Source organism: Bradyrhizobium roseum, from assembly GCF_030413175.1.
Lineage (GTDB): Bacteria > Pseudomonadota > Alphaproteobacteria > Rhizobiales > Xanthobacteraceae > Bradyrhizobium > Bradyrhizobium roseum.
The window spans coordinates 634,174-659,644 of the sequence record NZ_CP129212.1; the positions used below are offsets into that span (position 1 = coordinate 634,174).

20 protein-coding genes are annotated in these 25,471 nt (G+C 64.3%); 4 read left to right on the forward strand and 16 right to left on the reverse strand.

What is annotated here, in order from left to right:
* Position 1: 1 nt before the first annotated feature.
* The 7 genes from QUH67_RS02850 to QUH67_RS02880 all read right to left on the reverse strand — a co-directional run bounded on the left by QUH67_RS02850 (position 2) and on the right by QUH67_RS02880 (position 8,460).
* Positions 2-1,000, reverse strand: coding sequence for an ABC transporter ATP-binding protein (locus QUH67_RS02850; RefSeq protein ID WP_300945134.1), 999 nt, complete (start codon positions 998-1,000; stop codon positions 2-4).
* Entirely contained in the window at positions 997-2,010 is a 1,014-nt protein-coding gene (locus QUH67_RS02855; protein ID WP_300945135.1) for an ABC transporter ATP-binding protein, read from the reverse strand. The genes QUH67_RS02850 and QUH67_RS02855 overlap by 4 nt, the downstream gene beginning before the upstream one ends.
* Entirely contained in the window at positions 2,010-2,903 is an 894-nt protein-coding gene (locus QUH67_RS02860) for an ABC transporter permease (RefSeq protein WP_300945136.1), read from the reverse strand. The genes QUH67_RS02855 and QUH67_RS02860 overlap by 1 nt, the downstream gene beginning before the upstream one ends.
* Before the next feature lie 4 nt (positions 2,904-2,907).
* The gene (locus QUH67_RS02865) at positions 2,908-3,855 is read right to left on the reverse strand and encodes an ABC transporter permease (protein WP_300945137.1); all 948 of its coding nucleotides are present in this window, start codon (positions 3,853-3,855) and stop codon (positions 2,908-2,910) included.
* 51 nt (positions 3,856-3,906) lie between these two features.
* Complete coding sequence (locus QUH67_RS02870) at positions 3,907-5,502, reverse strand: ABC transporter substrate-binding protein (RefSeq protein WP_300945138.1); 1,596 nt, start codon at positions 5,500-5,502, stop codon at positions 3,907-3,909.
* A gap of 236 nt (positions 5,503-5,738) precedes the next feature.
* Positions 5,739-7,289 (reverse strand): AMP-binding protein, encoded by a 1,551-nt coding sequence (locus QUH67_RS02875; protein ID WP_300945139.1) that lies wholly within the window; start codon positions 7,287-7,289, stop codon positions 5,739-5,741.
* 16 nt (positions 7,290-7,305) lie between these two features.
* Complete coding sequence (locus QUH67_RS02880; RefSeq protein ID WP_300945140.1) at positions 7,306-8,460, reverse strand: iron-containing alcohol dehydrogenase; 1,155 nt, start codon at positions 8,458-8,460, stop codon at positions 7,306-7,308.
* A 160-nt stretch (positions 8,461-8,620) separates the two neighbouring features.
* On the opposite strand from QUH67_RS02880, the gene QUH67_RS02885 reads away from it, so the two are divergent.
* Positions 8,621-8,743, forward strand: a complete 123-nt coding sequence (locus tag QUH67_RS02885; RefSeq protein WP_300945141.1) for a hypothetical protein — start codon at positions 8,621-8,623, stop codon at positions 8,741-8,743.
* Between the two features lie 247 nt (positions 8,744-8,990).
* Positions 8,991-10,184: an ABC transporter substrate-binding protein gene (locus QUH67_RS02890; RefSeq protein ID WP_300945142.1), complete on the forward strand. Its 1,194-nt coding sequence runs from the start codon at positions 8,991-8,993 to the stop codon at positions 10,182-10,184.
* 107 nt (positions 10,185-10,291) lie between these two features.
* On the opposite strand, the gene QUH67_RS02895 is transcribed toward QUH67_RS02890, so the two are convergent.
* The 4 genes from QUH67_RS02895 to QUH67_RS02910 are packed head-to-tail and all read right to left on the reverse strand — an operon-like array spanning position 10,292 to position 14,928.
* Positions 10,292-10,684 carry an MAPEG family protein gene (locus tag QUH67_RS02895; protein ID WP_300947920.1) on the reverse strand — a complete coding sequence of 131 codons (393 nt, stop codon included), beginning with the start codon at positions 10,682-10,684 and terminating at the stop codon, positions 10,292-10,294.
* 23 nt (positions 10,685-10,707) lie between these two features.
* Complete coding sequence (locus QUH67_RS02900; RefSeq protein ID WP_300945143.1) at positions 10,708-11,793, reverse strand: lipocalin-like domain-containing protein; 1,086 nt, start codon at positions 11,791-11,793, stop codon at positions 10,708-10,710.
* Entirely contained in the window at positions 11,783-14,245 is a 2,463-nt protein-coding gene (locus tag QUH67_RS02905) for an ABC transporter permease (protein WP_300945144.1), read from the reverse strand. The genes QUH67_RS02900 and QUH67_RS02905 overlap by 11 nt, the downstream gene beginning before the upstream one ends.
* The gene (locus QUH67_RS02910) at positions 14,242-14,928 is read right to left on the reverse strand and encodes an ABC transporter ATP-binding protein (RefSeq protein ID WP_300945145.1); all 687 of its coding nucleotides are present in this window, start codon (positions 14,926-14,928) and stop codon (positions 14,242-14,244) included. Before QUH67_RS02910 ends, QUH67_RS02905 begins: the two co-directional genes overlap by 4 nt.
* A 243-nt stretch (positions 14,929-15,171) precedes the next feature.
* On the opposite strand from QUH67_RS02910, the gene QUH67_RS02915 reads away from it, so the two are divergent.
* A complete protein-coding gene (locus QUH67_RS02915) occupies positions 15,172-16,458 on the forward strand; it encodes an MFS transporter (protein WP_300945146.1) in 1,287 nt (428 codons plus the stop codon).
* 274 nt (positions 16,459-16,732) lie between these two features.
* Here the strand turns inward: QUH67_RS02915 and QUH67_RS02920 are convergent, their stop codons facing one another.
* The 3 genes from QUH67_RS02920 to QUH67_RS02930 all read right to left on the reverse strand — a co-directional run bounded on the left by QUH67_RS02920 (position 16,733) and on the right by QUH67_RS02930 (position 21,071).
* A complete protein-coding gene (locus QUH67_RS02920; RefSeq protein WP_300945147.1) occupies positions 16,733-18,475 on the reverse strand; it encodes an N-acyl-D-amino-acid deacylase family protein in 1,743 nt (580 codons plus the stop codon).
* Positions 18,476-18,567: 92 nt separating this feature from the next.
* Positions 18,568-19,782: an MFS transporter gene (locus QUH67_RS02925; RefSeq protein ID WP_300945148.1), complete on the reverse strand. Its 1,215-nt coding sequence runs from the start codon at positions 19,780-19,782 to the stop codon at positions 18,568-18,570.
* Positions 19,783-20,135: 353 nt separating this feature from the next.
* Entirely contained in the window at positions 20,136-21,071 is a 936-nt protein-coding gene (locus QUH67_RS02930) for a hypothetical protein (RefSeq protein ID WP_300945149.1), read from the reverse strand.
* 173 nt (positions 21,072-21,244) lie between these two features.
* Between QUH67_RS02930 and QUH67_RS02935 the strand changes: the two genes are divergently transcribed.
* Complete coding sequence (locus tag QUH67_RS02935; protein ID WP_300945150.1) at positions 21,245-22,582, forward strand: Rieske 2Fe-2S domain-containing protein; 1,338 nt, start codon at positions 21,245-21,247, stop codon at positions 22,580-22,582.
* Positions 22,583-22,639: 57 nt separating this feature from the next.
* On the opposite strand, the gene QUH67_RS02940 is transcribed toward QUH67_RS02935, so the two are convergent.
* Both QUH67_RS02940 and QUH67_RS02945 read right to left on the reverse strand, forming a co-directional pair.
* A complete protein-coding gene (locus QUH67_RS02940) occupies positions 22,640-24,247 on the reverse strand; it encodes a Na+/H+ antiporter (protein WP_300947921.1) in 1,608 nt (535 codons plus the stop codon).
* 533 nt (positions 24,248-24,780) lie between these two features.
* Positions 24,781-25,155 (reverse strand): nuclear transport factor 2 family protein, encoded by a 375-nt coding sequence (locus QUH67_RS02945; protein ID WP_300945151.1) that lies wholly within the window; start codon positions 25,153-25,155, stop codon positions 24,781-24,783.
* Between the last annotated feature and the right edge of the window lie 316 nt (positions 25,156-25,471).

The window sequence follows — 25,471 nt, forward strand, 5'->3', positions numbered from 1 at the left end:
CTCACGAATTCTCCGCTCGCCCCGTCCCCTCATTCAGCCAGCACGCCACCTGATGTCCCTCACCGGCGTCTGCCAGCGCCGGGCGGTCCACCTTGCAGCGGTCCATCACATAGCGGCAGCGCGTGTGAAACGCGCAGCCCGACGGCGGGTTGATCGGGCTCGGGACGTCGCCGTCGACCATCGGCGCCAGCTTCTTCGCCTTGGGATCGGCGATCGGCACCGAGGCCAGCAGCGCCTGGGTGTAGGGGTGACGCGGGTTGGCGAACAGTTCTGTCTTGTCGGCGATCTCGACGATGCGGCCGAGATACATCACCGCGACCCGGTGGCTGATATGGGCGACGACGGCGAGATCATGCGCAATGAACAGATATGAAAAACCGTGCTTGCGCTGCAGGTCGATCAGCAGATTGATCACCTGCGCTTGGATCGAGACGTCGAGCGCCGAGACCGGCTCGTCGCATACGATCAGCTTTGGCCCGAGCGACAGTGCCCGCGCGATGCAGATGCGCTGACGCTGGCCGCCGGAGAACTGGTGCGGATAGTTCTTCATCTGGTCGGCGCGCAGGCCGACCTGCGCAAACAATTCGGCAACGCGTTCCTGCTGCGCGCGGCCGGTAGCGAGGCCGTGCACCGCGAGCGGCTCGCCGACGATGTCGCCCGCGGTCATGCGCGGGTTGAGCGAGGCGAACGGGTCCTGGAACACGATCTGCATCGAACGTCGGTGCGGTCGCATCTCGGCCTTGCTGAGGCCGATGATGTCGGTGCCGTCGAGCTTGATGGCGCCGGAGGACGGCTCCACCAGCCGCAGCACGGTGCGCGCCACCGTCGATTTGCCGCAGCCGGACTCGCCGACCATGCCGAGCGTCTCGCCCTTGCCGACCGAGAAACTGACGCCGTCGACGGCATGCACGGTGCCGACCTGCCGGCGCAGAATGCCGCCGCGCACGGCGTAATGCTTGACGAGGTCGGTGACCTCCAGCAGGGGGCGTTGATCGGTCATGGCGCGCCTACCAGTTCCGCCGCGCGCCAGCATGCCGCGTGATGAGCGCCATCGACTTCCTGCAACGGCGGATATTCGGCGCGGCAGCGGTCGATGGCGAGGCTGCAGCGCGGCGCAAAGGCGCAGCCCGGCGGCAGGTTGGTCAGCGACGGCACCATGCCGGGAATTTCGTTCAACCGGGCATCGGTCTTGGCGCCGAACGAGATCACCGCCGGCATCGAGGCCATCAGCCCGCGCGTGTACGGATGTTTCGGGTTGGCGAACAAATCTTCCACCGTGGCTTCCTCGACCTTCTTGCCGGCATACATCACGATGACGCGCTGCGCTGTCTGCGCCACCACGCCGAGGTCGTGCGTGATCAGGATCAACCCGGTGCCGAGCGTCTTCTGCAGATCGACAATCAGCGCCAGGATCTGGGCCTGGATCGTCACGTCGAGCGCGGTGGTCGGCTCGTCCGCGATCAGCAGCGCCGGCCGGCAGGCCAGCGCCATCGCGATCATCGCGCGCTGCCGCATGCCGCCGGAAAGCTGATGCGGATATTCCTGCGCGCGCCGCTCCGGCTCGGGAATGCGAACCAGGCGCAGCATCTCGACCGCCTTGGCCCAGGTCTCCTTGGAGGTCATGTCGCGATGCAGGCGGAGCACCTCGGTGATCTGGTCGCCGATCCGCATCACTGGGTTGAGCGAGGTCATCGGTTCCTGAAAGATCATCGAGATCCGGTTGCCCCGGATCTTGCGCATCTCCGCCTCGCCGAGGCCGAGCAGGTCGGTGCCCTCCAGCGTCACCGAGCCGCCGATCACCCGGCCGGGCGGGTCCGGCACCAGCCGCATCACCGACAGCGCGGTCACGCTCTTGCCGCAGCCGGATTCGCCGACGATCGCCAGCGTCTCGCCGCGGCGCACGGTGAACGACACGTCGTCGACCGCGCGGAACAGGCCGGAGTTCGTAAAGAACACCGTCTGCAGGTTCTTCACATCGAGAACCGTGTCGTCCTTCTGCGTCTCGGTCATCAGCCGCGCTGCCTCGGATCGAGGATGTCGCGCAGCGCGTCGCCGAACAGATTGGTGCCGAACACGGCGAGGCTGATCGCGACGCCGGGGAAGATCACCAGCCACGGCGCCGTGCGGACATATTCCGCCGCCGATTCCGACAGCATGCGGCCCCAGGACGGATAGGGCTCGGGAATGCCGAGGCCGAGGAACGACAATGATGCTTCCGTGAGGATGGTGGAGCCGAGCTGCGCGGTCGCCAGCACGATCAGCGGCGCCAGCGTATTGGGCAGCACGTGGCGGAACGCGATACGGGTCTCGCTCATGCCGATCGATTTCGCGGCCTCGACGAACGGTAGTTCACGCAGCGCCAGCGTATTGGCGCGGATGACGCGGGAGACCGTCGGGATCAGCGGAATCGCAATGGCAATGATGACATTCGGCAGCGACGGGCCGAGCGCCGCCGTCATCACCAGCGCCAGCACCAGGAGCGGCAGGGCCTGCAGAATGTCGGTGACGCGCTGAAATACCAGATCGACCCAGCCCGACAGATAGCCGGAGGCGAGGCCGACGAGGACGCCGAGCGACGATCCCAGCACAGTGGCGCCGATGCCGACGGCGAGCGAGATCCGCGCCCCGTGCACGATCCGGCTCCAGACGTCGCGGCCGAATGAATCGGTGCCCATCCAGTGCGCGGCGCTGGGCCCGGCCAGCCGCTGCGCGGAGTCGACGCTGAGCGGATCGTAGCGGCAGATCAGGTCGGCCGAGATCGCCATCCAGACGAACATCACCATGATGAGCAGACCGATGGTGCCCAGCACATAGCGCTGGGCAAGAAACAGCAGCCGGCGCCAGCCATGCGTCGAGTAGGCGCCGGCCCGTCTCAGCTCGCTGTCGAAATTGATCGTGGCCAAACTCTTAATCCCCATACCGGATGCGCGGGTCGATCGCCGCGTAAAGCATGTCGACGGTGAAGTTCGCGACCACCACGACGACGGCGATCAGCATCACAAGATTCTGCACGATCGGGTAATCGCGCCAGCGCAGCGCCTCGACCAGGAAGCGGGCGACGCCGGGAATATTGAACACGGTTTCCGTGACGATGAGACCGCCGATCAAAAACGCCGCCTCGATGCCGATCACGGTGATGACGGGCAGAATGGCGTTCTTCAGCGCGTGGCGATAATTGACCGACGATTCCGAGGCGCCCTTGGCGCGCGCGGTGCGGATATAGTCCTGGCGCAGGATTTCCAGCATCGAGGAACGCGTGATGCGCATGGTCAGGGCGGCGCTGCGGAAGCCGACGGCCATTGCCGGAACCGCGTAGATCGCGAACGCCTCGGTCCAGGTCTTCGGGTTCGGGTTGTAGATCGGCATGGCGCCGAACAGCGAGACCGACGCCATCAGCACCAGCAGGCCGAGCCAGAACGAGGGCAGCGACAGCCCGCTCAGGCTGACGAGGCGGAGGGTGTAGTCGAGCTTCGATCCCTGATGCACCGCGCTGATGACGCCCAAGGGAATGCCGATCGAGGCCGAGAACAGCAACGCCAGCGCCGCCAGCCGCGCGGTGATCGGAATCCGCGGCAGGATCTCGTCCAGTGCGGGCTTCTCCGAGACGTAGGAATAGCCGAGGTCGCCGCGTAACAGCCCGCCGATCCAGTTCAGGTACTGCTGCCAAATCGGCAGGTCGAGGCCGAGCTCCTTTTCGAGGTTGGCCTTGTCGGTGGGATCGACGAAGCCGGCGGCGTCGAACAGGATATCCACGATGTTGCCGGGAACGACGCGCAGCAGTACGAAGATGATGATCGAGATCCCGATCAGGGTCACGAGCATCAAGGCGAGGCGTCGCACGATATAAGCAAACACCTAGGCGGTTCTCCCCGGCAGGCTGGATTGTTCTTGCGGCTGGACGCTACTTTATTTGTCCATCCAGACGTCTTCGTAGCGGTAACCGTTGTAGGAACTGTTCACCATGATGGTGACGCCCTTCACGTACGGATGCCAGCACGTCCCGGAGCGGCCGTGGAAGATGATCGGGCGCGCCACATCCTCCTGCAGCTTCTTGTCGATCTCCCACACCAGCTTCCTGCGCTTCTCCTTGTCGGTCTCGGCCGACTGCTGGTCGAACAGCTTTTCGATCTCCCTGTTGCAGTAGTTGGTGTAGTTGCGCTCCGAGCCGCAGGAATAGTTCTCGTAGAACGACTGGTCGGGATCGTCGACGGCGTTGCCGGTAAGGTTGAGGCCGAGCGTGTAATCCTTGCGCGCGACTTTCGGGAACCATTGCGCGGTATCGACGACGTCGAGCTCGCCGTCGATGTAGATGCTCTTCAACTGGTCGATCAGGATGACGGCGGGATCGCGGTAGATCGGGATGTTGCGGGTGGCGACCTTGACCGCGAGCCGCTTGTCCGGGCCGTAGCCGGCCTTCTGCATCAGCTTGCGCGCCTCGTCGCGGTTGGCGTTGATGTCGGGGCCGTAGCCGGGGATCGATTCCATCATCTCCTTCGGCATCGCCCACAGACCGCCCGGCGCCGGCAGCATGGTGCCGCCGATATCGGCCTGGCCCTCGAACATGATCTGGATGAACGCCTTGCGATCCAGCGACAGCGCCAGCGCGCGCCTGATATCGAGATTGTCGAACGGCGGCGAGGACGAGTTGACGATGATGTTGGTCGCCACGTTGATCGGCTCGACCACGCAAACGGCCTTCGGCGCCTGCGTCTTGACTTCCTTGAGCAGCGGGATCGACACTTCAGTGGGGAAGGTCATGTCGAACTTGTCGGAAACGAAGCCGAGGATCGCCGTCGAGCGGTTGGTGATGATGGTGAATTCGATGCCGTCGAGGTGCGGCAGGCCCTTCTTCCAGTAGTCGGTATTCTTGGTCAGCTTGATCGATTCATTGGCCTTGAACTCGACGAACTTGAACGGTCCGGTGCCGACCGGCTTGGTGCGCATGTCGCCCGGAGAGACGTGACAGGGGTAAACCGGCGTATAGCCGGAGGCGAGCAGCGACAGCAATGCCGGCTGCGGTCGCTTCAGTTCGAACGACGCTTCGAAATCGCCGTTGACTGTCACGTCGCTGACCTGATCGTACCAGGACTTGCGCGGGTTCTGGCGAAACTTCTGCTGCGATTTGCCCATCAGCATGTCGAACGTGCATTTGACGTCGGCCGAGGTGAACGGCTTGCCATCGTGCCATTTGACGCCCTGCCGCAGCTTGAAGGTCAGCTTCTTGTTGTCGGCGCTCCACGCCCAGCTTTCGGCGAGGTCGGGGACGATCGATTCGACGCTGTTCTGCGGCACGTCCTGCTTGAATATGACGAGGTTATTGAAAACCGGCATGAAGGGAATGTTGACCGAGTAGGTCGCGCCCTCGTGGATCGAGGCGCTGCCCGGGCTGTCGCGGTGATACATCCTGAGAATGCCGCCCTGTTTCGGCTCGGCCGCCGAAGCAACGTCGTAAGCCGGCAGCAACAACAACGCTGCGGCGGCAAGCGCATGAACGCTCCGCATGGTCCCCTCCACAATTTTCGGTCTCAATTGGCCGATTGAGATCAACGATAGCATGGCGCGGCGTCGGGGCAACCGGGCAAGCCGACGCAAGGATGGACAATTCGGACTAGGGAAAGTCCATGTCGCGGAACGTGCCGGCTGCTTTTCGATCATTTGCGCCAAATCACGCGAACACATCCCGCCACTCGCGCGATACCGCCCCATTGGAATGATGCACCGCACCACACGGGTGCGGCTCAAACGATCCGCGAGGTCTTGTTCCCCCAGTAGCGGTCGCGCAGCAGCCGCTTGTAGAGTTTTCCGGTCGGAAGCCGCGGCAACTCGGCCTCGAAATCGATCGAACGCGGCACTTTCTGGCGCGACAGCGACTGGCTGCAGAAGGCAATCAGCTCATCGGCCAGCTCCTGATCCGGCGAAACCCCCGGCATCGGCTGCACCACTGCCTTCACTTCCTCGCCGAGATCCGGATTGGGCACGCCGAACACGGCCGCATCCGCAATCTTGGGGTGGGTGATCAAGAGGTTCTCGCATTCCTGCGGATAGATGTTCACGCCACCCGAGATGATCATGAACGTCGCGCGATCGGTCAGGTAGAGAAAGCCGTCGTCGTCGACATAGCCGACGTCGCCGACCGTGCTCATGCTGCCGTCGGCCGAACGGGCCTCCTGCGTCTTGCCCGGATCGTTGAAATATTCGAACGGGGTCGCCGTCTTGAACCACACCGTGCCCGCCGTTCCCTTGGGGCAGGGCTGCATGTTTTCGTCAAGGATGTGCAGATCCCCGAGCAGCACCCGGCCGACGGTGCCGCGATGGGCCAGCCATTCCTCGCTGTTGCAGGCCGTAAAGCCGAGCCCTTCGGTGGCGCCGTAATATTCGTGCACGATCGGCCCCCACCATTTGATGATGTCGTCCTTGACCGCCGCAGGGCAGGGAGCGGCGGCGTGAACCGCGATCTCGAGCGACGACAGATCGTAGCGCGTCCGCACGTCTTCCGGCAGTTTCAGCATCCGCGAAAACATCGTTGGCACCAGCTGGGTGTGGGTGATGCCCCATTTCGGGATCAGCGCGAGATATTGCTCGGGATCGAACTTCTCCATGATGATGGCGGTGCCGCCCATCTTGATGGTGAGGTTCACGGCCGCCTGCGGCGCCGAATGATAGAGCGGCGCCGGCGACAGGTAGATCATGCCCTCGCGGTACTGCCAGATCTTCACCAGGAAATCGAACAGCGGCAGTTGCTGGTCCGCCGGCTGCTCCGGCAGCGGGCGCAAAATCCCCTTTGGGCGGCCTGTGGTGCCGGAGGAATACAGCATCGCGGTGCCGATATATTCGTCGCCGATCGGCGTGTGCGGCAGGCCGGCGGTTACTTCCTGCAGGCCGACGATGCGGTCGCTCTCGCCTTCGCCATCGGCGACGACGCAGAGTTCGACTTTGGGGCACTCCTTGAGCGCCTCGCGCGCGATATCGAGCTTTTCTCTCGACGTGATCAGGATACGCGACTGGCTGTTGGTCAGGATGTAGGCGAGCTCGCCCGCGGTGAGGTAGGAGTTCACGCAGGTATAATAGAGGCCCGAGCGTTCGCCGGCGCCGCAGGCTTCGAGATAGCGGCTGTTGTTCTCCATGAAGATCGAATAGTGGTCGAGTCGCTTCAGGCCGCGGTTGCGGAACAGATGCGCGAGCCGGTTGCTGCGCGCCTCCAGTTCGCGATAGGTGACCGTTTCGCCCGTGCTTGCCATGATGAAGGCGGGTTGCAGCGGCCGAAGATGCGCATGCTTGCCGGTGTACATGTTGGCTTTGCTCTCCCTACGCGGTCATTTCAAGAATCTCGCGCACCTGCGCCGGTCCCTCGATCTTGCGCGGGTTGCGCGGCACCCAGGGCGTTGCCATCGCGGCCTGCGCGATGCGGTCGAAATGCTCCGGTGTGACGTTCACTTCGCGCAGGCTGCGCGGCATGCCGAGGTTGCGGATGAAGCCGTCGAGCACGTCGCCGGCGTCCTCGTCGGGGTGGCCCATGGCGGCGGCGACCAGCGCCTGCCGCGCGGCATTGGCCGGCTTGTTCCAGCGTATCACCGACGGCAGCATCACGCAGGAGGTGTGGCCGTGCGGCACGCCGAACACCGCGCCGAGCACGTAGCCGATGCCGTGGCTGGCGCCCATCGGTACGCCTGACGCCAGCGGGCCGGTCGAAAGCCAGGTCCCGATCTGGCAGTCCATCCGCGCGTCGAGATCGTTCGGATCGGCCTTCACCCGCGGCAGCGCCTGCGCCAGCATCGATAGCCCCTGCAGCGCCTGGGCGTCGCCATAAGGCTGCGCCTCGCGCGAACAGATGCCCTCGACACAATGATCCACGGCGCGGATGCCGGTCGAAAGCCACAGCCATTCCGGCGTATGCAGGCTGAGCCAGGGATCGAGAATGACCGCGCGCGGCATCAACAGCGGATGCCGCAGCGCTTCCTTGACCTCGGTTTTCTCGTTGGTGACGCCCGCGATTGCCGAAAACTCCCCGCCGGCGATCGTGGTCGGCACGCTGATCTGCCGCACGGCAGGAGCCTTGAGCTGCGGCGCTGGTCCGCTACCGGCCTTGATGCGATCGATGTCGTCGGGATCGCGGATATCGTTGGCGAGGCAGAGCTGGACCGCCTTGGCGCCGTCGGTGATCGAGCCGCCGCCGATGGTCACGATCAGGTCGGACCCGGCGGCGCGGGCCTGTTCGGCCGCGGCAATCACCGCCGCGCGCGGCGTATGCGGCGGCATGGCGTCGAAAGTGCCTACGCAGCGCGGTCCCAACGCGCGGCGAATCTTTTCGATCTCGTCGGTTTCGCGATTGAGCGTCCCGCTGACCATCAGGAACGCGCGCTGCGCGCCCAGCCGATCCAATTGTTCCAAAATCGCCCCGGATGCCGGCCGTCCGAACACGACCTCATCCATCGCGCCGAATACGACCCGACCCTTGTGCACGTCTGTCCTCCCTGGACCTCTGGCCCTTGTTGCAGGCCTTGACGCCAAGGTTAGCGGAGGATTTTCCCGGCGTCATGCCCCATGATAGGCGTGGAAGGCTGAGAGCGGCCGCTACTTCTGCGCGGGGCCAATCGAGTATGTGCGCCCGCGGAGAGATGGATTGCTTCGCTGCGCCCGCAATGTGCTCGGCGCGACACTGTTCGGCCTGATATTCACGCCGATCTTCTGTGTGCTCGTGCGGAACCTGGCGGGCGGCAGGGGAAAGAAGACGATGGCGGAGTGAGTGGGATCCGACGACAGCTCCGTCGCCATTCCGGGGCGCGCGGAGCGCGAACCCGGAATCCATCTCACGACACGTCATGTCGCCCGTTGGATTCCGGGTTCGCGCGTTGCGCGCCCTCAGGTGCGCAATTGCGCACCGGGGAATGACGGTTCCCCATACTTTTGGCTGATCCGAAATGGATGGGCACCTGCGGGGTTATTGAATAGTGTCGTCAGGTTACTCCGATAAAAAATTCCGGGAGAAAAAAATGAAGTCGGGATTGTTGGCCGCCGTTGCGGCGGGTGGTCTTTTGCTGGCCGCGCCGGCCTCGGCGCAGGGCGTCAAGATCGGCATTCTGAACGATCAGTCCGGGGTCTACGCCGATTACGGCGGCAAATGGTCGTTCGAGGCCGCCAAGATGGCGGTCGAGGATTTTGGCGGCGAGGTGCTCGGCCAGAAGATCGAGATCATCTCCGCCGATCACCAGAACAAGCCGGATCTCGGAAATGCCATTGCACGGCGCTGGTACGACGTCGAGAACGTCGACATGATCACGGAACTGACGACCTCGTCGGTGGCGCTCGCGATCCACGAGTTGTCGAAGGAGAAGAAAAAGATCGACATCGTCGTCGGCGCGGCGACATCGCGCCTGACCGGCGACGCCTGCCACCCCTACGGTTTCCACTGGGCCTACGATACCCACGCGCTGGCGTTCGGCACCGGCGGCTCGCTGGTGGAAGCCGGCGGCGACAGCTGGTTCTTCATGACCGCGGACTACGCCTTCGGCTATGCGCTGGAAAAAGACACCAGCGATTTCGTCAAGGCCAAGGGCGGCAAGGTGCTGGGTTCGGTCCGCATTCCCCTGAACTCTTCGGACTTCTCCTCCTTCCTGCTGCAGGCACAGAGCTCGAAAGCCAAGATCATCGGCCTCGCCAATGCCGGCCTCGACACCACCAACTCGATCAAGCAGGCAGCCGAGTTCGGCATCGTCAAGAGCGGCCAGAAGCTGGCCGGCTTGCTGCTGACGCTCGCTGAAGTGCATGGCCTCGGGCTCGACGCTGCCCAAGGCCTGGTGCTGACCGAAGGCTATTACTGGGACCGCGACGCCAGGAGCCGCAATCTCGGCGAACGCTTCTTCAAGCGCACGGGCCGCATGCCGAACATGATCCAGGCCGGCACCTATTCGGCCACGCTGTCCTACCTCAAGGCGGTCAAGGCGGCCGGCACCAAGGACGCCGAGGCGGTGGCGAAGAAGCTGAAGGAGCTGCCGGTCGATGATGATTTTGCGCAGGGCGGCAAGGTGATGGAGAACGGCCGCATGGTGCACGACCTCTATTTGTTCGAGGTGAAGAAGCCATCTGAATCGAAAAAGCCGTGGGATTACTACAAGCAGCTTGCCGTGGTGCCCGGCGCCAAGGCGTTCCCTGCTGCAAAGGACTCCGGCTGCCCGCTCACGAAGTAGGTCGCCCGGACTTCGTCATCGAGGAGCGTAGCGACAAAGCGATCCATCTTTCTTGTGCCGCGAGATGGATTGCTTCGCTGCGCTCGCAAAGACGGCGGATCCTTCCGCTACCGCTGCACCAGCCGCCACACGATGACGCCGATCGACCCAGCCCACAGAACGATGGTCGCCATTGCCTGGACATAAAAACCAGGGCCGCGCTTGGCCGCAGCCTTGGCGTAGCCGTGCACATAGAGAATGCGGCCAACGACCCAGACCATTCCGAGCGCCGCTGCGGTGCCGTCGCCGATATAGATGGCAAACAGCCAGAGCGAGGGCAGGAAGATCGGCAGCCATTCCAGCGTGTTCATCTGCGCGCGAAACACCCGCTCGAAATCCGCATTGCCGGAAATCGCCGGCGGCTTGACGCCAAACCTGGCGCGCGCTTGCGACACCAGGATTGAGGAATAAAAGTAGACCAGGATCGCCAGCAAGGTGGCGAGCGCGGTGAAATGATACATCATTGATTCCCCTGTTGTGCCGCTCAATAGCCCGTCATTTCCAGATAACCAACCCCGGCATGGCTGCCGGCAAAGCGGATCGGGCCTTCCCAGTAGGGAAAGCTCGTGCCCATCCAGCTTCGCGCGTTGAGCGGCGTGCACTCGATCGACAGGGCCATCTTCGCAATCGCGATGCGCCATGACGTCGGGATCTTTCGTCCCGCGAGCTCGGTGACGATGAGCGGCGTCATCACGATGTCTTCGGAGCCGAGCAACTCGGTCGAGCCATCAGGCTTGATCCATTTGCCCGACCCAAAATGCTTTCCGTCGGTCTGGCGCATCCGGTACAGCATCAATTTTTCGCCGGAATTGAAATGCAGCGACAGCCAGTCCCATCCGCTTTGATCCGAAGCCAGCGGCTGGCTGCTCCATTCGCGATCGAGCCAGGCCTGCCCGGTGACGTCGACCGGCTTGTCGTCGATGGTGAGCGTGCCGGTCGCCGTGTAATGCGGCTGGCTGTAATAATAGGAGGCCTGCTCGCGCAGCGATTTGCGGCTGTAGCCGGCCTCGCCCTGCAGCACCAGCGGACGCTGCGCGTCGAGGCGTAGCGCGTAACTGAAGTCGGCGCCCGAGGCTTTCAGCTCGCACGGCGCGATAAAATCCTTGTTGACAGCATCGAGCCCGCGCATCTCCCAGGCATCGATCCAGGCGTGAAATGGTTTGGCGTCGACGCCGGCCTGACCGACCCCGCCACGCGCGAACGCCTGGGCGAAGCGATGGGTATCGGCGCGGGTGACGGCGGCATGGCCCATCCAGATCTGCTGGTTGGCCCAGCCTTCTTGCGGTCCGCCCGCCGCGATCGCCTGGCGAAACAGCGTCCATTGCACGCCGTAGGCCGCGCCGTTGGCATCGATGAGATTGGCCGTCACATACCACCACTCGATGCGAAATTCCGGATGCGGGCCGTGATCGACGGGAAACGCAAATGCCCGGCCGGGCACAACCGCGGCAAATCCATCCGCGCTTTCGCCGAGCCCGGCAAAACCCTGCGCCAGCGCGTGGCCGCTGAGTCCCGCGAGCAGCGCGCCGCCGATGAAGCCGCGGCGGGTGATCGGGCCGCTACCGTTCATTGGCAAATATCCTGATCAGGCTCGCCGGCTGCATGCGCGCCAGCCGGATCACGGGCAGCGCGGACGCGGCAATGGCGGCCGCCATCGCGACGCCCGTCAGCCACACGAGTTGCATTGGGAAGACGTGAAACGGCAGCCGCCAGCCGAACGCCTTGACGTTGACGACCGCGAGCAGGCACCACGCCACCAGGAGACCAAGCGGCAGCGCGAACATCGTGGTGATCAGCGCCATCGACATCGTCTTCAGCAGCTCGATGGCCGCCAACTGCCGCCGCGTCAGGCCGATCGCCCATAGCGGCGCCAGTTGCGGCAGGCGGGAATTGGCCAGCGTGAGCAGGCTGGTCAGCAGTGCGACGCCGGCGACGCCAAGCGTAAAGGCATTGAGCGCGGCGGTCACCGCAAAGGTGCGGTTGAATATCCGTTTCGATTCCGCCTTCATCGTCGCCTGATCGGCGAGGTTGCGGTCGTCGAGCGCGAATTTTTCCTGCAGCGCCGCGATCAGCGCCGGTATCTTTGGCGGCGCGACCCGCAATCCCATGCGGGTCAGCGGAATTTCCGGAAAGCGCCGCGTCAGCGCGGCGAAGTTGACCGTGATCTGGCCCTTTGGGTTGCCGTAATCGGCATAGATGCCGACCACATCGAGCGGCCAGTTGCCGCCCGGTGCCGGCACCTCGATGCGGTCGCCGACCGAGAGATTCAGCCGCCGCGCCAGTTGCTCGCTGACCAGCGCCGCGTTGCCGGGACGCAGCTTGATCCAGGCATCCTTGGCCGACTCCAGCAGCGGCCAGTTGTCGCGATAGGTGGCGTGATCGGGCAGGCCAAGCACTTCGATCGGCGCCCCCGCCAGTTGCGTATCGGCGCGGCCACCGGGCAAAATCGCCTCGACCTCGGGACGCTCGCGCAGCCACGCCTTGATCCCGTGCGCCTGATCGTCATCGGTCGCGCTGATATACACATCCGCCGCCAGCCGCCCGTCGAGCCACACCAGGAACGTGCGGTTGAAGCTCTGGACCATGGTAGAGACGCCGACATTCACTGATAGCGCGAGCAGCAGTGCCATCAGGGCGAGTGAAAGCCCGGACAGTTGCTGACGGCTGTCGGCCCAGAACCAGTTGCTGACCGGCTTCTGCGCCAAACGCTGCCCGAGCGACAGCACCAATTCCAAAAACATCGGCAGGATCAGCGCGGCGCCGAGCATCAGCGCCGCGAGCACGGCAAATCCTGCCATCAGCGAATCGCCGAACCAGAGCAAGCCTGCGGCGATGGCGAACGCCACGAGCGCCGCGGCGCTCTGCCAGGCCAGCCAGCGCCGCTGTGCCTGCTGCCAGGCAAAGGGCTGCGCGGTGGCCAGCAGCGGCATGCGCAACGCTTTGGTCAGGCTGGCGGCGGCGGCCGCGAGCGCGCCGGCTATGCTGATGGCGATGCCGGCGATCCACCATTGCGGCTTCAGCGTCAACTGTCCCGGAATCTGCGCGCCATAGAGCCCACGCAAGGAGGCCGCGACGTCGGGGAGAAGCACGCCGGCGATGAAATAGCCGCACACGAGGCCGACCAGGCCGGCGAAAAACGCCAGCGACACCAGTTCGAGCACCAGCACGGCGTTGAGCATTCGCGCCGAGACGCCGCAGGCGCGCAGGGTGCGCAGCACCGGCAGCCGCTGTTCGTAGGCGAGCCCGATCGCGGAATTGACGATGAACAGCCCGACAAAGAAGGACAGCAGCCCGAACGCGGTCAGGTTCAAATGAAAACTGTCGGTGAGGCGCTCGAGGTCGGTCTCCGCATCCGGCTCGATCAGGCGAAGCTGGTCGCCGGTGATGCTTTCAAGCGACGCGCGTTTGCCGGTCGCCTTGCCGATCAGCAGCCGCGAGATCTGGTTCGGCATCTTCAGCAAATTCTGCGCGATGCCGATGTCGACGACCAGCACGCCGGGCACCAGGTTCGGCTGCACCCGCAGCGGCGGCAGCAAGGCGCCGCCATGGGCCTGCGCGCGCGCGCCTGCCGCGAGCTTGAGATCGGACAGCGTCTCCGGTGCCGCCAGCATCATGCCCGGGGGCGTCATGAAAGCTCGAAAATCGTCCCTGCCGACCGCCGGCGCGGAGCCTACTTCCGCCGGCAGCGTGACCGGCTCGATGCCCAGCAGCCGGAACGAGCGTCCCTCGATCTGGATGCGGCCTTCGAGCACCGGCGACACCGGCCAGCCGGCGCGGCGCAAATCGACGAACAGTTTTCGCGGAAAGCTCGCGCCGTTGCGGGCGGCCAGCATGGCGGTGCGCGTTCCGCCAAAGGTCGCGGCAGCGCGATCATAGGAGGTGCGGGCCTGCTGGTTGAGCGCCTGCACGCCGCTCCACAGCGCGGTCGCCGCGATCAGTCCGATCAGCAGGGTTGCCAGCTGCATCGGATGCCGCCGCCAATGGCTCAGCAACACGGCCAGCGTCCACAGCGCGCGCCTCACGCGATCAACCCGGCATGGAGATTGACCTGACGGTCGAGGGTCGCGGCAAGTCTCGCGCTGTGCGTCACCATCAGAAAACCGCAGCCGCTGCGCGCCACCAGATCGCGCGCCAGCGCCAGCACCTCGTCGGCGGTATCCTCGTCGAGATTGCCGGTCGGCTCGTCCGCCAGCAGCAGCAGCGGTTTTACGGCGAGCGCCCGGCCGATCGCGACGCGCTGCTGCTGGCCGCCGGACAATTGCTCGGGATAGCGTTTGAGGAATTTGCCGAGCCCGAGCCGTTCTACCAGTTCGCCGTGCCAGGCCGCGTCGTGACGGCCGGCAATGCGCGACTGAAAGGTGAGGTTGTCCCCCACCGTGAGGCTCGGAATCAGGTTGAACTGCTGAAACACCAGGCCGAGCCGGTTGCGGCGCAATTCGGCGCGCCCGGCATCGTCGAGTTCGGAGAGGTTCAAATCCGCCAGCCTGATCTCGCCGCCATCGGCGGCATCGAGGCCGGCGATAAGGTGCAGCAGCGTGCTCTTGCCGCTGCCGGATTCGCCGGTCAGCGCCACGCTCTCGCCGGCGGCGACCGCAAGATTCACCCCGCGCAGCACGGCCACCTGTTCGCCGGCGGCGCGGTAGCTCTTGCTCAGGCCGGTGATGTGCAGTAGCCGACCGGTCACGCTGGAATTACCCTTGGTCATGCGCGACGATGAACCGATCTGACCATGAAAATCCCCTGAGGTGATGGCATGCAACATATCAGGGCACGTGCCCGGGATCACGACCTCAATCGCGCCGCGACGTGATCGTGATCCGGTCGTGCTGCGCGCCCTGCAACAGCAGTGGGCAGTTGTGAAAATCCCGGTTGCCTTGCCCGGGAGCCCACTTGTAGCATCGGAACCGGCCGATCTCACAGAGCCAGCAAAGAAACGGGGAAACCTGCCATGACCGTGCAAACGACGCATGAGGGCACGCCCAAAGGCGCCTGGAAGATCACCTTCCTGCTGTTCCTGTTCATGCTGGTGAACTTTGCCGACAAGATCGTGGTCGGCCTCGCCGGCGCGCCGATCATGGACGAGCTGAAACTCACGCCGGAGCAGTTCGGCTTCCTCGGCTCCTCGTTCTTCTTCCTGTTTTCGATCTCGGCCATCGTGGTGGGCTTCATCGTCAACCGCATCGATACGCGCTGGGTGCTGCTGGCGATGGCGGTGATCTGGTCGGTGGCGCAGTTTCCGATGGTCGGCTCCGTCAGCTTCACCACGCTGGTGATCTGCCGCGTCATCCTCGGCGCCGGCGAGGGGCCGGCGTTTGCGGTCGCGGCGCATGCGATCTACAAATGGTTTCCCGACGAGAAGCGAACGCTGCCGACCGCCATTCTCTCGCAAGGCTCGGCCTTCGGCGTCATCCTGGCCGTGCCGGCGCTGAACTGGATCATCGTCAATCACAGCTGGCACTATGCGTTCGGCGCGCTCGGCGTCGTCGGCCTGATGTGGGGCGTGGCGTGGCTGGTGATGGGCCGGGAAGGTCCGCTGGTGCAGACGGCCCAGGCCGCTGCGGCCGATACGCGCATTCCCTATTTCCAGTTGCTGACCTCGCGCACCTTCATCGGCTGCTGCGCGGCGACCTTCGGCGCCTATTGGGCGCTGTCGCTCGGGCTGACCTGGTTCACGCCCTTTATCGTCAAGGGACTCGGCTTCACGCAACAGGATGCCGGCTGGATCTCGGTGCTGCCGTGGGTGTTCGGCGCCACCATCGTGCTGCTGACCGGATGGATCTCACAGGTGATGCTGGCACGCGGCTACACGACGCGCGCCTCGCGCGGCGTGCTCGGCTCGGTGCCGCTGATCGTGGGCGGGCTGGTCCTCGCCGTGCTGCCGCATGTCCACGGCGCGGGGCTGCAGATCGCGTTCCTCGTGGTCGGCTCCGGGCTCTGCGGTTCAATCTATGTGGTCTGCCCGCCGATGCTCGGCGAGTTCACGCCGGTGCAGCAGCGCGGCGCCGTCATCGCGATCTATGGCGCGATCTATACGCTGGCGGGGATAATTGCCCCTTCGGTGATGGGCGCCGTGATCCAGAATGCGGCGGTGCCGCTCGACGGCTACATGACCGGCTTCACCATCAACGCAGTGGTGATGGTGGCCTCGGGTCTGCTCGGGCTGCTGTTGCTCCGGCCGAACACGGAGCGCAAGCGGCTGATGGCGCAGGCGGCAGTGCAGCCGAAGTTTGCGTGAGGCGATAACAACTCTATCGGTCGTCCCTGCGAACGCAGGGACCCATACCGCGTGATCTCACGATGAAGCGTGGTGGCTGACGCTCAGCGTTGGTCAGATGCAGCAGTGAGTCGTAGCCCGGATGAGCGCAGCGATATCCGGGGCCGGCGTCGAGACAGTTCCCGGATATCGCTGCGCTCATCCGGGCTACAGCTCGTGCCCTTTACATGGGCCGCGGCGTATGGGTCCCGGCGCAAGGCCGGGACGACACCGCAAATGTTGAAGCGGTTTGGCCTTAACTCGCCGCCGCGTTCAGCTCCGCCTTCGATCCCTGCGTGCCCCGCACCAGCCGGCCCGGTCGCACACCCGTCGCCGCGCCACCGCGCTGGGTCACCACGCCGGAGACGATGGTGGCGTCGTAGCCGTCGACCTGCTGCATCAGGCGGCGGCCGCCGACCGGCAAATCGTAATGCACCTTCGGCGGATGCAGGTGCAGCCGGTCGTAGTCGATCACGTTGACGTCGGCCTTGAAGCCCGGCGCGATCACGCCGCGGTCGTAGAGGCCGACCGAGAGCGCGGTCTTGCGCGACTGCGCCGCCACCACGAACGGGATCGAGAGTTTTTCGCCGCGGCTGCGGTCGCGGGTCCAGTGTGTCAGGAGATAGGTCGGGAAGCTGGCGTCGCAGATGATGCCGCAATGCGCGCCGCCGTCGGAAAGTCCCGGCACGGCACTGGGCTCGCGCAGCATCTCATGGACGGCGTCGAGATTGCCGTCGGCATAATTGAGGAACGGCACATAGAGCATGCCGCGGCCCTCGTCGGTCAGCATCGCCTCATAGGCGAGTTCTTCCGGCTGGCGGCCCTGGCGGCGGGCCTGCGGGCCAAGCGCATTTTCCGGTGGCTGTTCGTAATCGGGCGGATTACCGAGCAGATACATCTTGTCGTAGTTCGGCCGGAAGAACAGCGGATCGTCGGTCGCGGTCGCCGTCTCGCCCAGGATGGCGGCCCGCACTTCGGGCTTGCGCAGCTGCGTCAGCCGCTCGGCCAGCGGCAGTTTTGCGATCGCGCGGTAGCTCGGATGGGTCTGGAACGGGTTGCGCGACAGTTCCAGCCCGAGCAGCAGCCCCACGGGACGCGCCGCGATCTGCGTCGTGATCGACAGGCCGCGTTTGGCGGCCTCGTTGATGGTGTCCATGGTCTGCCGCCAGCGACGCGGCGCCTTGTCGGCCTGCGCCACCGAGAACGAGATCGGGCACTTGGTGTTTTCCGCGACCCGCAGCATCATCGGCAGATCTTCATGCACCGTGCTCTGGTCGAGCACGAATTGCAGCACGCTGCGGCCGACGCCGTGCATGGCGGCGGCAATCGCGGTCAGTTCATCCTCGCCCGCTTTCAGCGTCGGCGTGTAGTCGCCCGTCGAGGTGCGGTGGTTGAGCGTGCGCGAGGTCGAAAACCCCAGCGCGCCTGCGCGCACGGCGTCGCCGGCCAGCGCCGCCATCGCCCTGTTGTCCTCGGGCGTGGCGGGATCGCGCCGTGCGCCGCGCTCGCCCATCACGTAGACGCGCAGCGCCGCATGCGGCAGTTGCGCGCCGATATCCATGTCGAAACTGCGCTTCGACAGCCACTCCATGTAGTCCGGAAAACTTTCCCAGGCCCAGGGAATGCCGGCGCTCAACACCGGCTCGGGAATGTCCTCGACGCCTTCCATCAACTGGATCAGCCGGACATGATCGACCGGACGGCACGGCGCAAAGCCGACGCCGCAATTGCCCATGATCGCGGTCGTGACGCCGTTCTGCGACGACGGCGTGATGTCCTGGCTCCACGTGACCTGGCCGTCATAATGGGTGTGGACGTCGACAAACCCGGGCGCGACCAGTTTGCCCTTGGCGTCGATCTCTTCCTTGCCCTTGGCGGCCACCTTGCCGACGTCGGTGATGCGGCCGCCTGAGATCGCCACATCGGCTTCATAGAGATCGCCACCCTTGCCATCGGCGACGGTGCCGCCACGGATCACGAGGTCGGGGGTCGAGGTCATGGCTTCCATCCCGGTTGTGGTTTGTTGGGCGCATCATCCGATGCCCCTGAAAACTGTCAACCGCCGGGTATGGGGTTCAGGGATGCATCCCCTCACACCTTGGCCGGTTCCGCCGATTTGCGGTCAGTCGCCAGCGCCAGCAGCACCGTCAGCACCATGAAGGCCACCGACGCGCCGAACACCCAGTGTGGCATGTTCTGGTCCATGATCCATCCGAACAGCAACGGGCTGAGAATGCCGCTGAAATTGAAGCCGGTGGAGACGATGCCGAAGGCCCTGCCGGCGGCACCCGCCGGCGCCGCATGGCGCACCAGCATGTCGCGCGAGGGCGCGATGACGCCGCCGAGGAATCCGGCGATGCCCATCGCCGCGGTCAGCACTAACGACGGCAGCGTGGTGGTCGCGATCACCAGCATGATCACCGCGTTGATGCCGAAACACGCCGCGGCGACCTGCCCATGGCGCGTGGTGCGGTCGGCCAGGTAGCCGCCGGCCAGCACGCCGGCCGCGCTCGCGCCGAGAAACGCCGTCAGCGCGATATTGGCGGCCGAGAACGTCACGCCATAGCCGGTCATCAGCGCCACCACGCCGAAATTGCTGATGCCGGCATTGGAGAGGCCGAGCAGCATGAAGAAGATCGTCAGCATGATGAGCGCCGGCGTGATGATGCTTTGCTTCGGCGCGGCGGCACCGTCCTGCCTGCGATCCGCCGAGCTGGCATCGGGAATGCCCGCGGCCAGCAACCCCAGCGCCGCCGCGGGGCCGACCGCGCCGGCCACGATCAGCGCGCCGAGGCCTCCGACCGATGCGACCAGCGCCGCCATGATCGCAGGCGCCACCGCGCCGCCGAGGAAACCGGCAAAGGTGTGGATCGAGAACGCGCGGCCCATCCGCGCTTCGTCCATGTGCGTCGACAGGATCGCGTAGTCGCAGGGGTGATAGACGCTGTTGGCGAGCCCGAGCAGGGCGGCGCAGACGATCAGCGAGGTGTAGCTCAGATGCAGCCCGAGCATGATCAGCGCCACGCCGCCGACCGTGAGCCCGATCAGCAGCACTTTTCGCGCGCCGATATGATCGGCAAGATAGCCGATCGGCGCCTGCGTCAGGCCGGACACGATGCCGAATACCGTCAGGGCGAAGCCCAGCTCGATATAGCCGACGCCGAGTTGCGCCTTCAGGAACGGGAACAGCATCGGCAGCACGAACAGGTGGAAATGGCTCACCCAGTGCGCGACCGAAATCGCCCCGAGCGTGCGCAGCGCGGAGTCAGTCTTCGCTTGCTGCGGTGCAGCCAGAATATCGACCATGTCGGCTCGGAATCCTTACGGTGCCTCAACGCCCGGCAGGGCTGGATCAAAATAGAGGCAAGAAAATAGAGGCAAGCGGTTATTTGTCCATGAATACCGGCGCATGGCTTGCCCCGGCGGAGCGCAGGGCGGGGGCCGTCCGATTTGGCCGGATTTTGCGAATCGGACGTGAATAGGCATCTACGTTGAGGCAGGCTCGCATTCCGCTGGAGCGAAAACGCGGTCGCGTTTGGGACAACCGCCGGGCCCAGCGTCGCGCCATGTGGGATTACTGGCCGCATCCTCGGTCAGGCACGCGCATGACGGTGCAGTGGAAGCGGCCGGATGCCGGCCGGTGGCGTCAGGACGTCGCGCTAGTTTACCACTTTCGGTGAGTTGGGTCCGGCCGTACTGCTCGTATTCTGGCTGCTTCCTGAATCCGTGGCGTTGAGGATGGCGCCAAGTCTGGTGGTCCAATCCTGCACTTGTTTGGCATATGGATCATCCTTGATTTTCGGATCGAGCTTAGGACACTTCTCCGGCGGTAAAAACGTCGTGCTCGCTATTTTTGTAGCAATATCCGAGTGAAGTTGACGAAGCGCGGCCAACGAGCGTTCGCTCTTCAGGTATGACTCCCGCGGAGCATAGAATGAATTCAGCGCCGACGTCGCCGTGCCCAACGATGAAAATACGATAGCGAGTATGCCGACCCAGAGGGACAGGTTGTTGGTCGACGGTGTTTCGCCGGCCGGCGCTATCGATTTGATACTGATCAGAATGGTTGTGATTGCGCCGATCCCGACGATCGCAAGCTGAAACCAGAACATGCTTGTGTAGTTCCGGTTGGCTGCGGATGCTGACTCGATCCGATTGCGCTTGATCGAATCGCTGAGGTAGACGATGGCGCGCTGATAGTTTGAGAGTACGAGGGAGTTTGCGGCTTTCTGGTCTGGGGCCCTGACTGCAGATTGCCTGCGGACGTCACTGGGCAAGATATCCAGCCTTAATGCGGCGCGAACGAAATCTGGCTGGGCATCGAGGTCTTGGATGTTCGAACACGCAGCCGCCGCTGCGGCGATCATTTCATGATCGGCGCGGGCCAACTGCCATTCCTGGACGGCAGCGTAGGAATAAATTTGGCTTTCCGAATTCCGTCCGCTAACGCCGTCGTATCCGTATCGCATCAGCAAATAGCCGATCACCAAGACGACGACCACAAACGCGAACGCGCCTACTCTGCGGACGATCTGCCAGAAGCGGGCATTTTCGGCCGCCGCTGAAGGCGTATCGGGAGGTGCTGTTCCGGGCAATGTAACCTCCAAATCTAAGAATGAAATTTTGAAATAATACAATCTGTACGTTAAGTATCAATCCGATTCCGGCTGGCGGGATTAAAAGCCAGCGGTGTCGGTAAGCTCCATTGACCCTTGTCGGGACCTGCGCCAAGCTTGCCGAAAATCAAAACAACAATCGGAGGTCGCCCATGCTCCGCGCAGAAGACAACAAATTCCTCACCGAGAGTGGTGCGGGCACCGGCATGGGCGAATTGCTCCGCCGCTTCTGGCTTCCCGTGCTGCTGTCTGAAGAGCTGCCCGAGGCCGACGGCACCCCGAAAAAGATCATGGTCATGGGCGAGGAGCTGCTCGCGTTCCGCGACACCCGCGGCGTCGTCGGCGTCATCGATCAGTATTGCCCGCATCGCGGCGCCAATCTCTGGCTCGGCCGCAACGAGGAGTGCGGCATCCGCTGCGTCTATCACGGCTGGAAGTTCGACACCGACGGCCGCTGCGTCGACATGCCGACCTCCTATCCCGACCTCAACGCGAAAGACCTGATCCGGATCAAGTCTTATCCGGTGCGCGAATGGGGCGACATGATCTGGGCCTATATGGGCCCGGCCGATCAGGTGCCCGATCTGCCCGATCTGGAAATGGCGCTGGTGCCGGCCTCGCATCGCTTCGTCACCAAGAAATGGCAGGACTGCAACTGGGTGCAGGCACTCGAAGGCTCGATCGACACCGCGCATTTCACCTTCGCGCATCTCTCCTTTGAGAAGGAAGAGAACGAGATCCTCGACATCAAGAAGCATTTTGTGAACCCGCTGACGCGGGTCGCGACCGACCACATGCGCTGGATCGCCGAGGACCCGCGCCCGGTGATCAAGATCAATCCGCACGAAGCCGGGCTGACGGTCGCCGGCGGGCGGCTGACCGGCTCCGATAACATCTACTGGCGCATCGCCCAGTTCCTGATGCCGGTGCACGCCTATGCGCCGAGCTCGATGCCGGGCGAGAACATTTTCGGGCAGACGTTCGTGCCGGTGACCGATACCAATTGCTGGATCTACACCTATGCGTGGAATCCGGAGCGCCCGCTGACCCAGGCCGAGCGCGACGGCTACGCCAACGGCAACGGCGTAATGGCGGTGGTTGACGAGAATTATGTTCCGCTGCGCAACAAGTCGAACGACTATCTGATCGATCGCAAGCTGCAGAAGACGTCCAGTTACACCGGCATCAAGGGCGTCTCCGAGCAGGACGCCGCGGTGCAGGACAGCCAGGGGCCGATCGCCGACCGTACCCGCGAGCATCTCGGGCCGACCGATCTCGGCATCCTGCATTTCCGCAAGCTGGTGATGGACGCCGCACGCGCGCTGCAAAACGGCGAAGCGCCGCCGCATCTGCAGCATCAGCACCGCTATGCCGTGCGCTCCGGCGCTTGCGTCACCAGCAAGACAAAGGACCTCACCGCCGTCATGATCGAGCGCTTCGGTGATGCGGCCGGATATGTCGGCCGCCCGGGCAGGGACGCGGCGGAGTAGGGCGCTCACCGTCATTCCGGGTTCGTGCTTCGCACGCCCCGGAATGACGAGCGATCCCTACAGCGGCATCTTCCGATACTCGCGATTGCTCAAGCTCGCTTCCTCCAGATCGAGGTCGCGCTCGATATGCCGTCTGGTTTCGTCGGTGATCTTGCCGTCGCGGAGCAGGAGGTGGATGAACTTCCGTTCCGCCACGATCAATTCCCGGGTCAGCGCGGCGCCGGCCACCGAGACGTCGTGGGCGTCGGGATCGAGCGAGTTCGGCAGTTGGTTGCTGCGGGTCTCGTGGCGCGCCCGCAGCAGTTTCACGACTTCATCGGAGAGCTGGCGGTCGTCGGTAATGGCGTCGAGCGATTTGAGCGCCGCATCGAGCGCCGCGCGCCTTGCGGCGATCTCGGCCTCGTGTTCCGCGAGATGCTCGGTGCTGCCGTCTTTGGTGACGCCGAGCCACCGCACCACCGGCGGCAATCCGAGCCCCAGTCCGACCAGCGTGATGAAGATGACGCCGAAGGCGACGAACAGGATCATGTCGCGGTAGGGAAAGGGGGCGCCGCCGGGCAGTGCGAGCGGCAGCGCCAGCGCGGCGGCCAGCGACACCGCGCCGCGCACGCCGGTGAAGGCGACCACGAAGACGGCCTGCCAGGAGGGCGTCGGATCGCGTTGGCGGATTCGCTTGCTGAGCAGCCGCGGCAGATAGGTTGCGGGGTAGACCCAGGCGAAGCGGGCGAGAATGACGATGATGGCGACCAGCGCCGTGGCGATCAGGATGTCACCAAGCGGAAACGCCTTCGATTTCTCGAACAGCAGCCGCATCTGGAAACCCGTCAGCAGGAACAGCAGGCCCTCGACCAGATAGATCACCAGGTCCCAGAAGAAAATGCCCTGCAGGCGCGTCGCCGACGAAATCAAAAGCGGTCCGTTCCAGCTGATGTAGAGGCCGCAGGCCACGGTTGCGATCACGCCGGAGCCGCCGAGATGTTCGGGTATCCAGTAGGCGAGGTAGGGGGTGATCAGCGACAGCGTGATCTCGATCTGCGGATCCCGCGCGTGGTGCCGCGCGCGCAACGACAGCCAGCCCACCGCAACGCCGAACAGGATCTCGCAGACGACGATGGCCGCGAACGTGCCCGTCGCTTTCGGCAGCGAGAACAGCCCGGTCGAAATCGCCACCACCGCGAACCGATAGAGGATCAATGCGGTGGCGTCGTTGGCGAGCCCCTCGCCCTCGAGCACCACCAGGATGCGGCGCGGCATGCCGAGCTTGCGGGCAATGGCCAGCGGCGCCACCACGTCCGGCGGCGCGACGATCGCGCCCAGCAGGAAGCCGATGCTCCACGGCAGTCCGATCAGAAAATGGGTCGCGGCCGCGACCGCGAAGGCGGTGAAGATCACGCAGCCGACCGACAGCAGGATGATCGGACGCAGGTTGGATTTGAACTCGCGCCAGCTCATGGCGACGCTCGCCGAGTAGATCAGCGGCGGCAGGAAGACCAGCAGCACCAGCTCAGGCGGCAGTTCCACCGTCGGCATCCCGGGCACGAAGGCGAGCGCGATGCCGGCGAGCAGCAGCAGGATCGCCGGCGCGACGTTGATCCGCCGCGCCAGCAATGCAACGCCGGCCAGCACGGCGAGCAGGATCAAGAACATCTGAAACTTGGCTTCCATGATCGCCCATTCGCAGGGAAAAACCGCGACGTCAATGCGCACGGCGCGCACGCCCCCGGACGACGAGCGAAGCGGTTTCAAGCCGTTACTGAAAAGTTTGTGGCCCTGCCTCCGAACGCGCCCGATCGGCTCCCGTAACAGCAAGCCAGCCCATTGCGGCGAACAGGGCGGGAGCATTGCCATGAAGCATATCGGTCAGCATGCAATCGTGATCGGCGCCAGCTTGGGCGGCCTCCTGGCCGCGCGTGCTGTCGGATTTCTACGCCGTCGTGACCGTGCTGGAGCGCGATGGGTTTCCGCCGCAGCGGCAGCGCGGAGGCCGCACCGGCGGGCGCGCAAATCTGAATCGTCAATACCCGGAATCACAAATCGGTATTGTGCCCATCCTTCGAGACGTCTGCTTCGCGGCCTCCTCTGGGCGAGGTCCGACTTGTTGAAACACAACAACCTCATGCTGAGGAGCGAGCGACGCGAGCGTCTCGAAGCATGGGCAGCAAGCGACTCAGATATTTCCCATACCCGGTACCAGTCGACTACTCGCGCAGATCGTAACGGTAGGATTTCGAGACGATCTTCCAGCCGTCGTTCAGTTTCATCGCCACCAGATAGTCGGTGAAATAGCGCGGCGGCAACTGGCAGCGTACCTTGATGAAGGCGGTCTGGTCGTCCGAGCGATCGATCGTGACGATGAAATCCTCGCGTGGCTTGCCTTCGGCCTTGGCGGAGGGGCGCTTGCGCACGCGATCCAGCCAGTCGGGCACGGTCAAAACCTGCAACTCGCCCTTTTCCAGCCAGCGCAAATCGGCGCTGGTGTCGAAGATCGCGCCGAGCTTGTCGGCATCGCCCTCATAAAGGCCATCAAAATAGGTCTTCACCACGGCTTCGACGGTCGATCGGTCGGCGTTCACGGCTGTTCTCCCAGCAAATGAAAAATGGTTCGAGGGAATAAGCCATGAACGCGCCGATAGCGCTATTGAGAAAAGTCGAACGCTCGCATCGCTGGGGAAGAATGCGTGTCTTGCGGGGTTGCGGTAAGGCGCTGTCTTTGTCGCCGGGGAACCGGCGAACAGCCGCGGCCATCGCCGAACCTTGCGGCTTGTTCGCCTGACCAAGGATATGGCAGGGCACCATTCACATCCGTGTGGATCGTGACGTACCTCACAAAGCCAGACTGTGGCTTCTGGTACGCAGGCTGGTGTGGTAAAAAAGTTCAAGGCTCCGGAG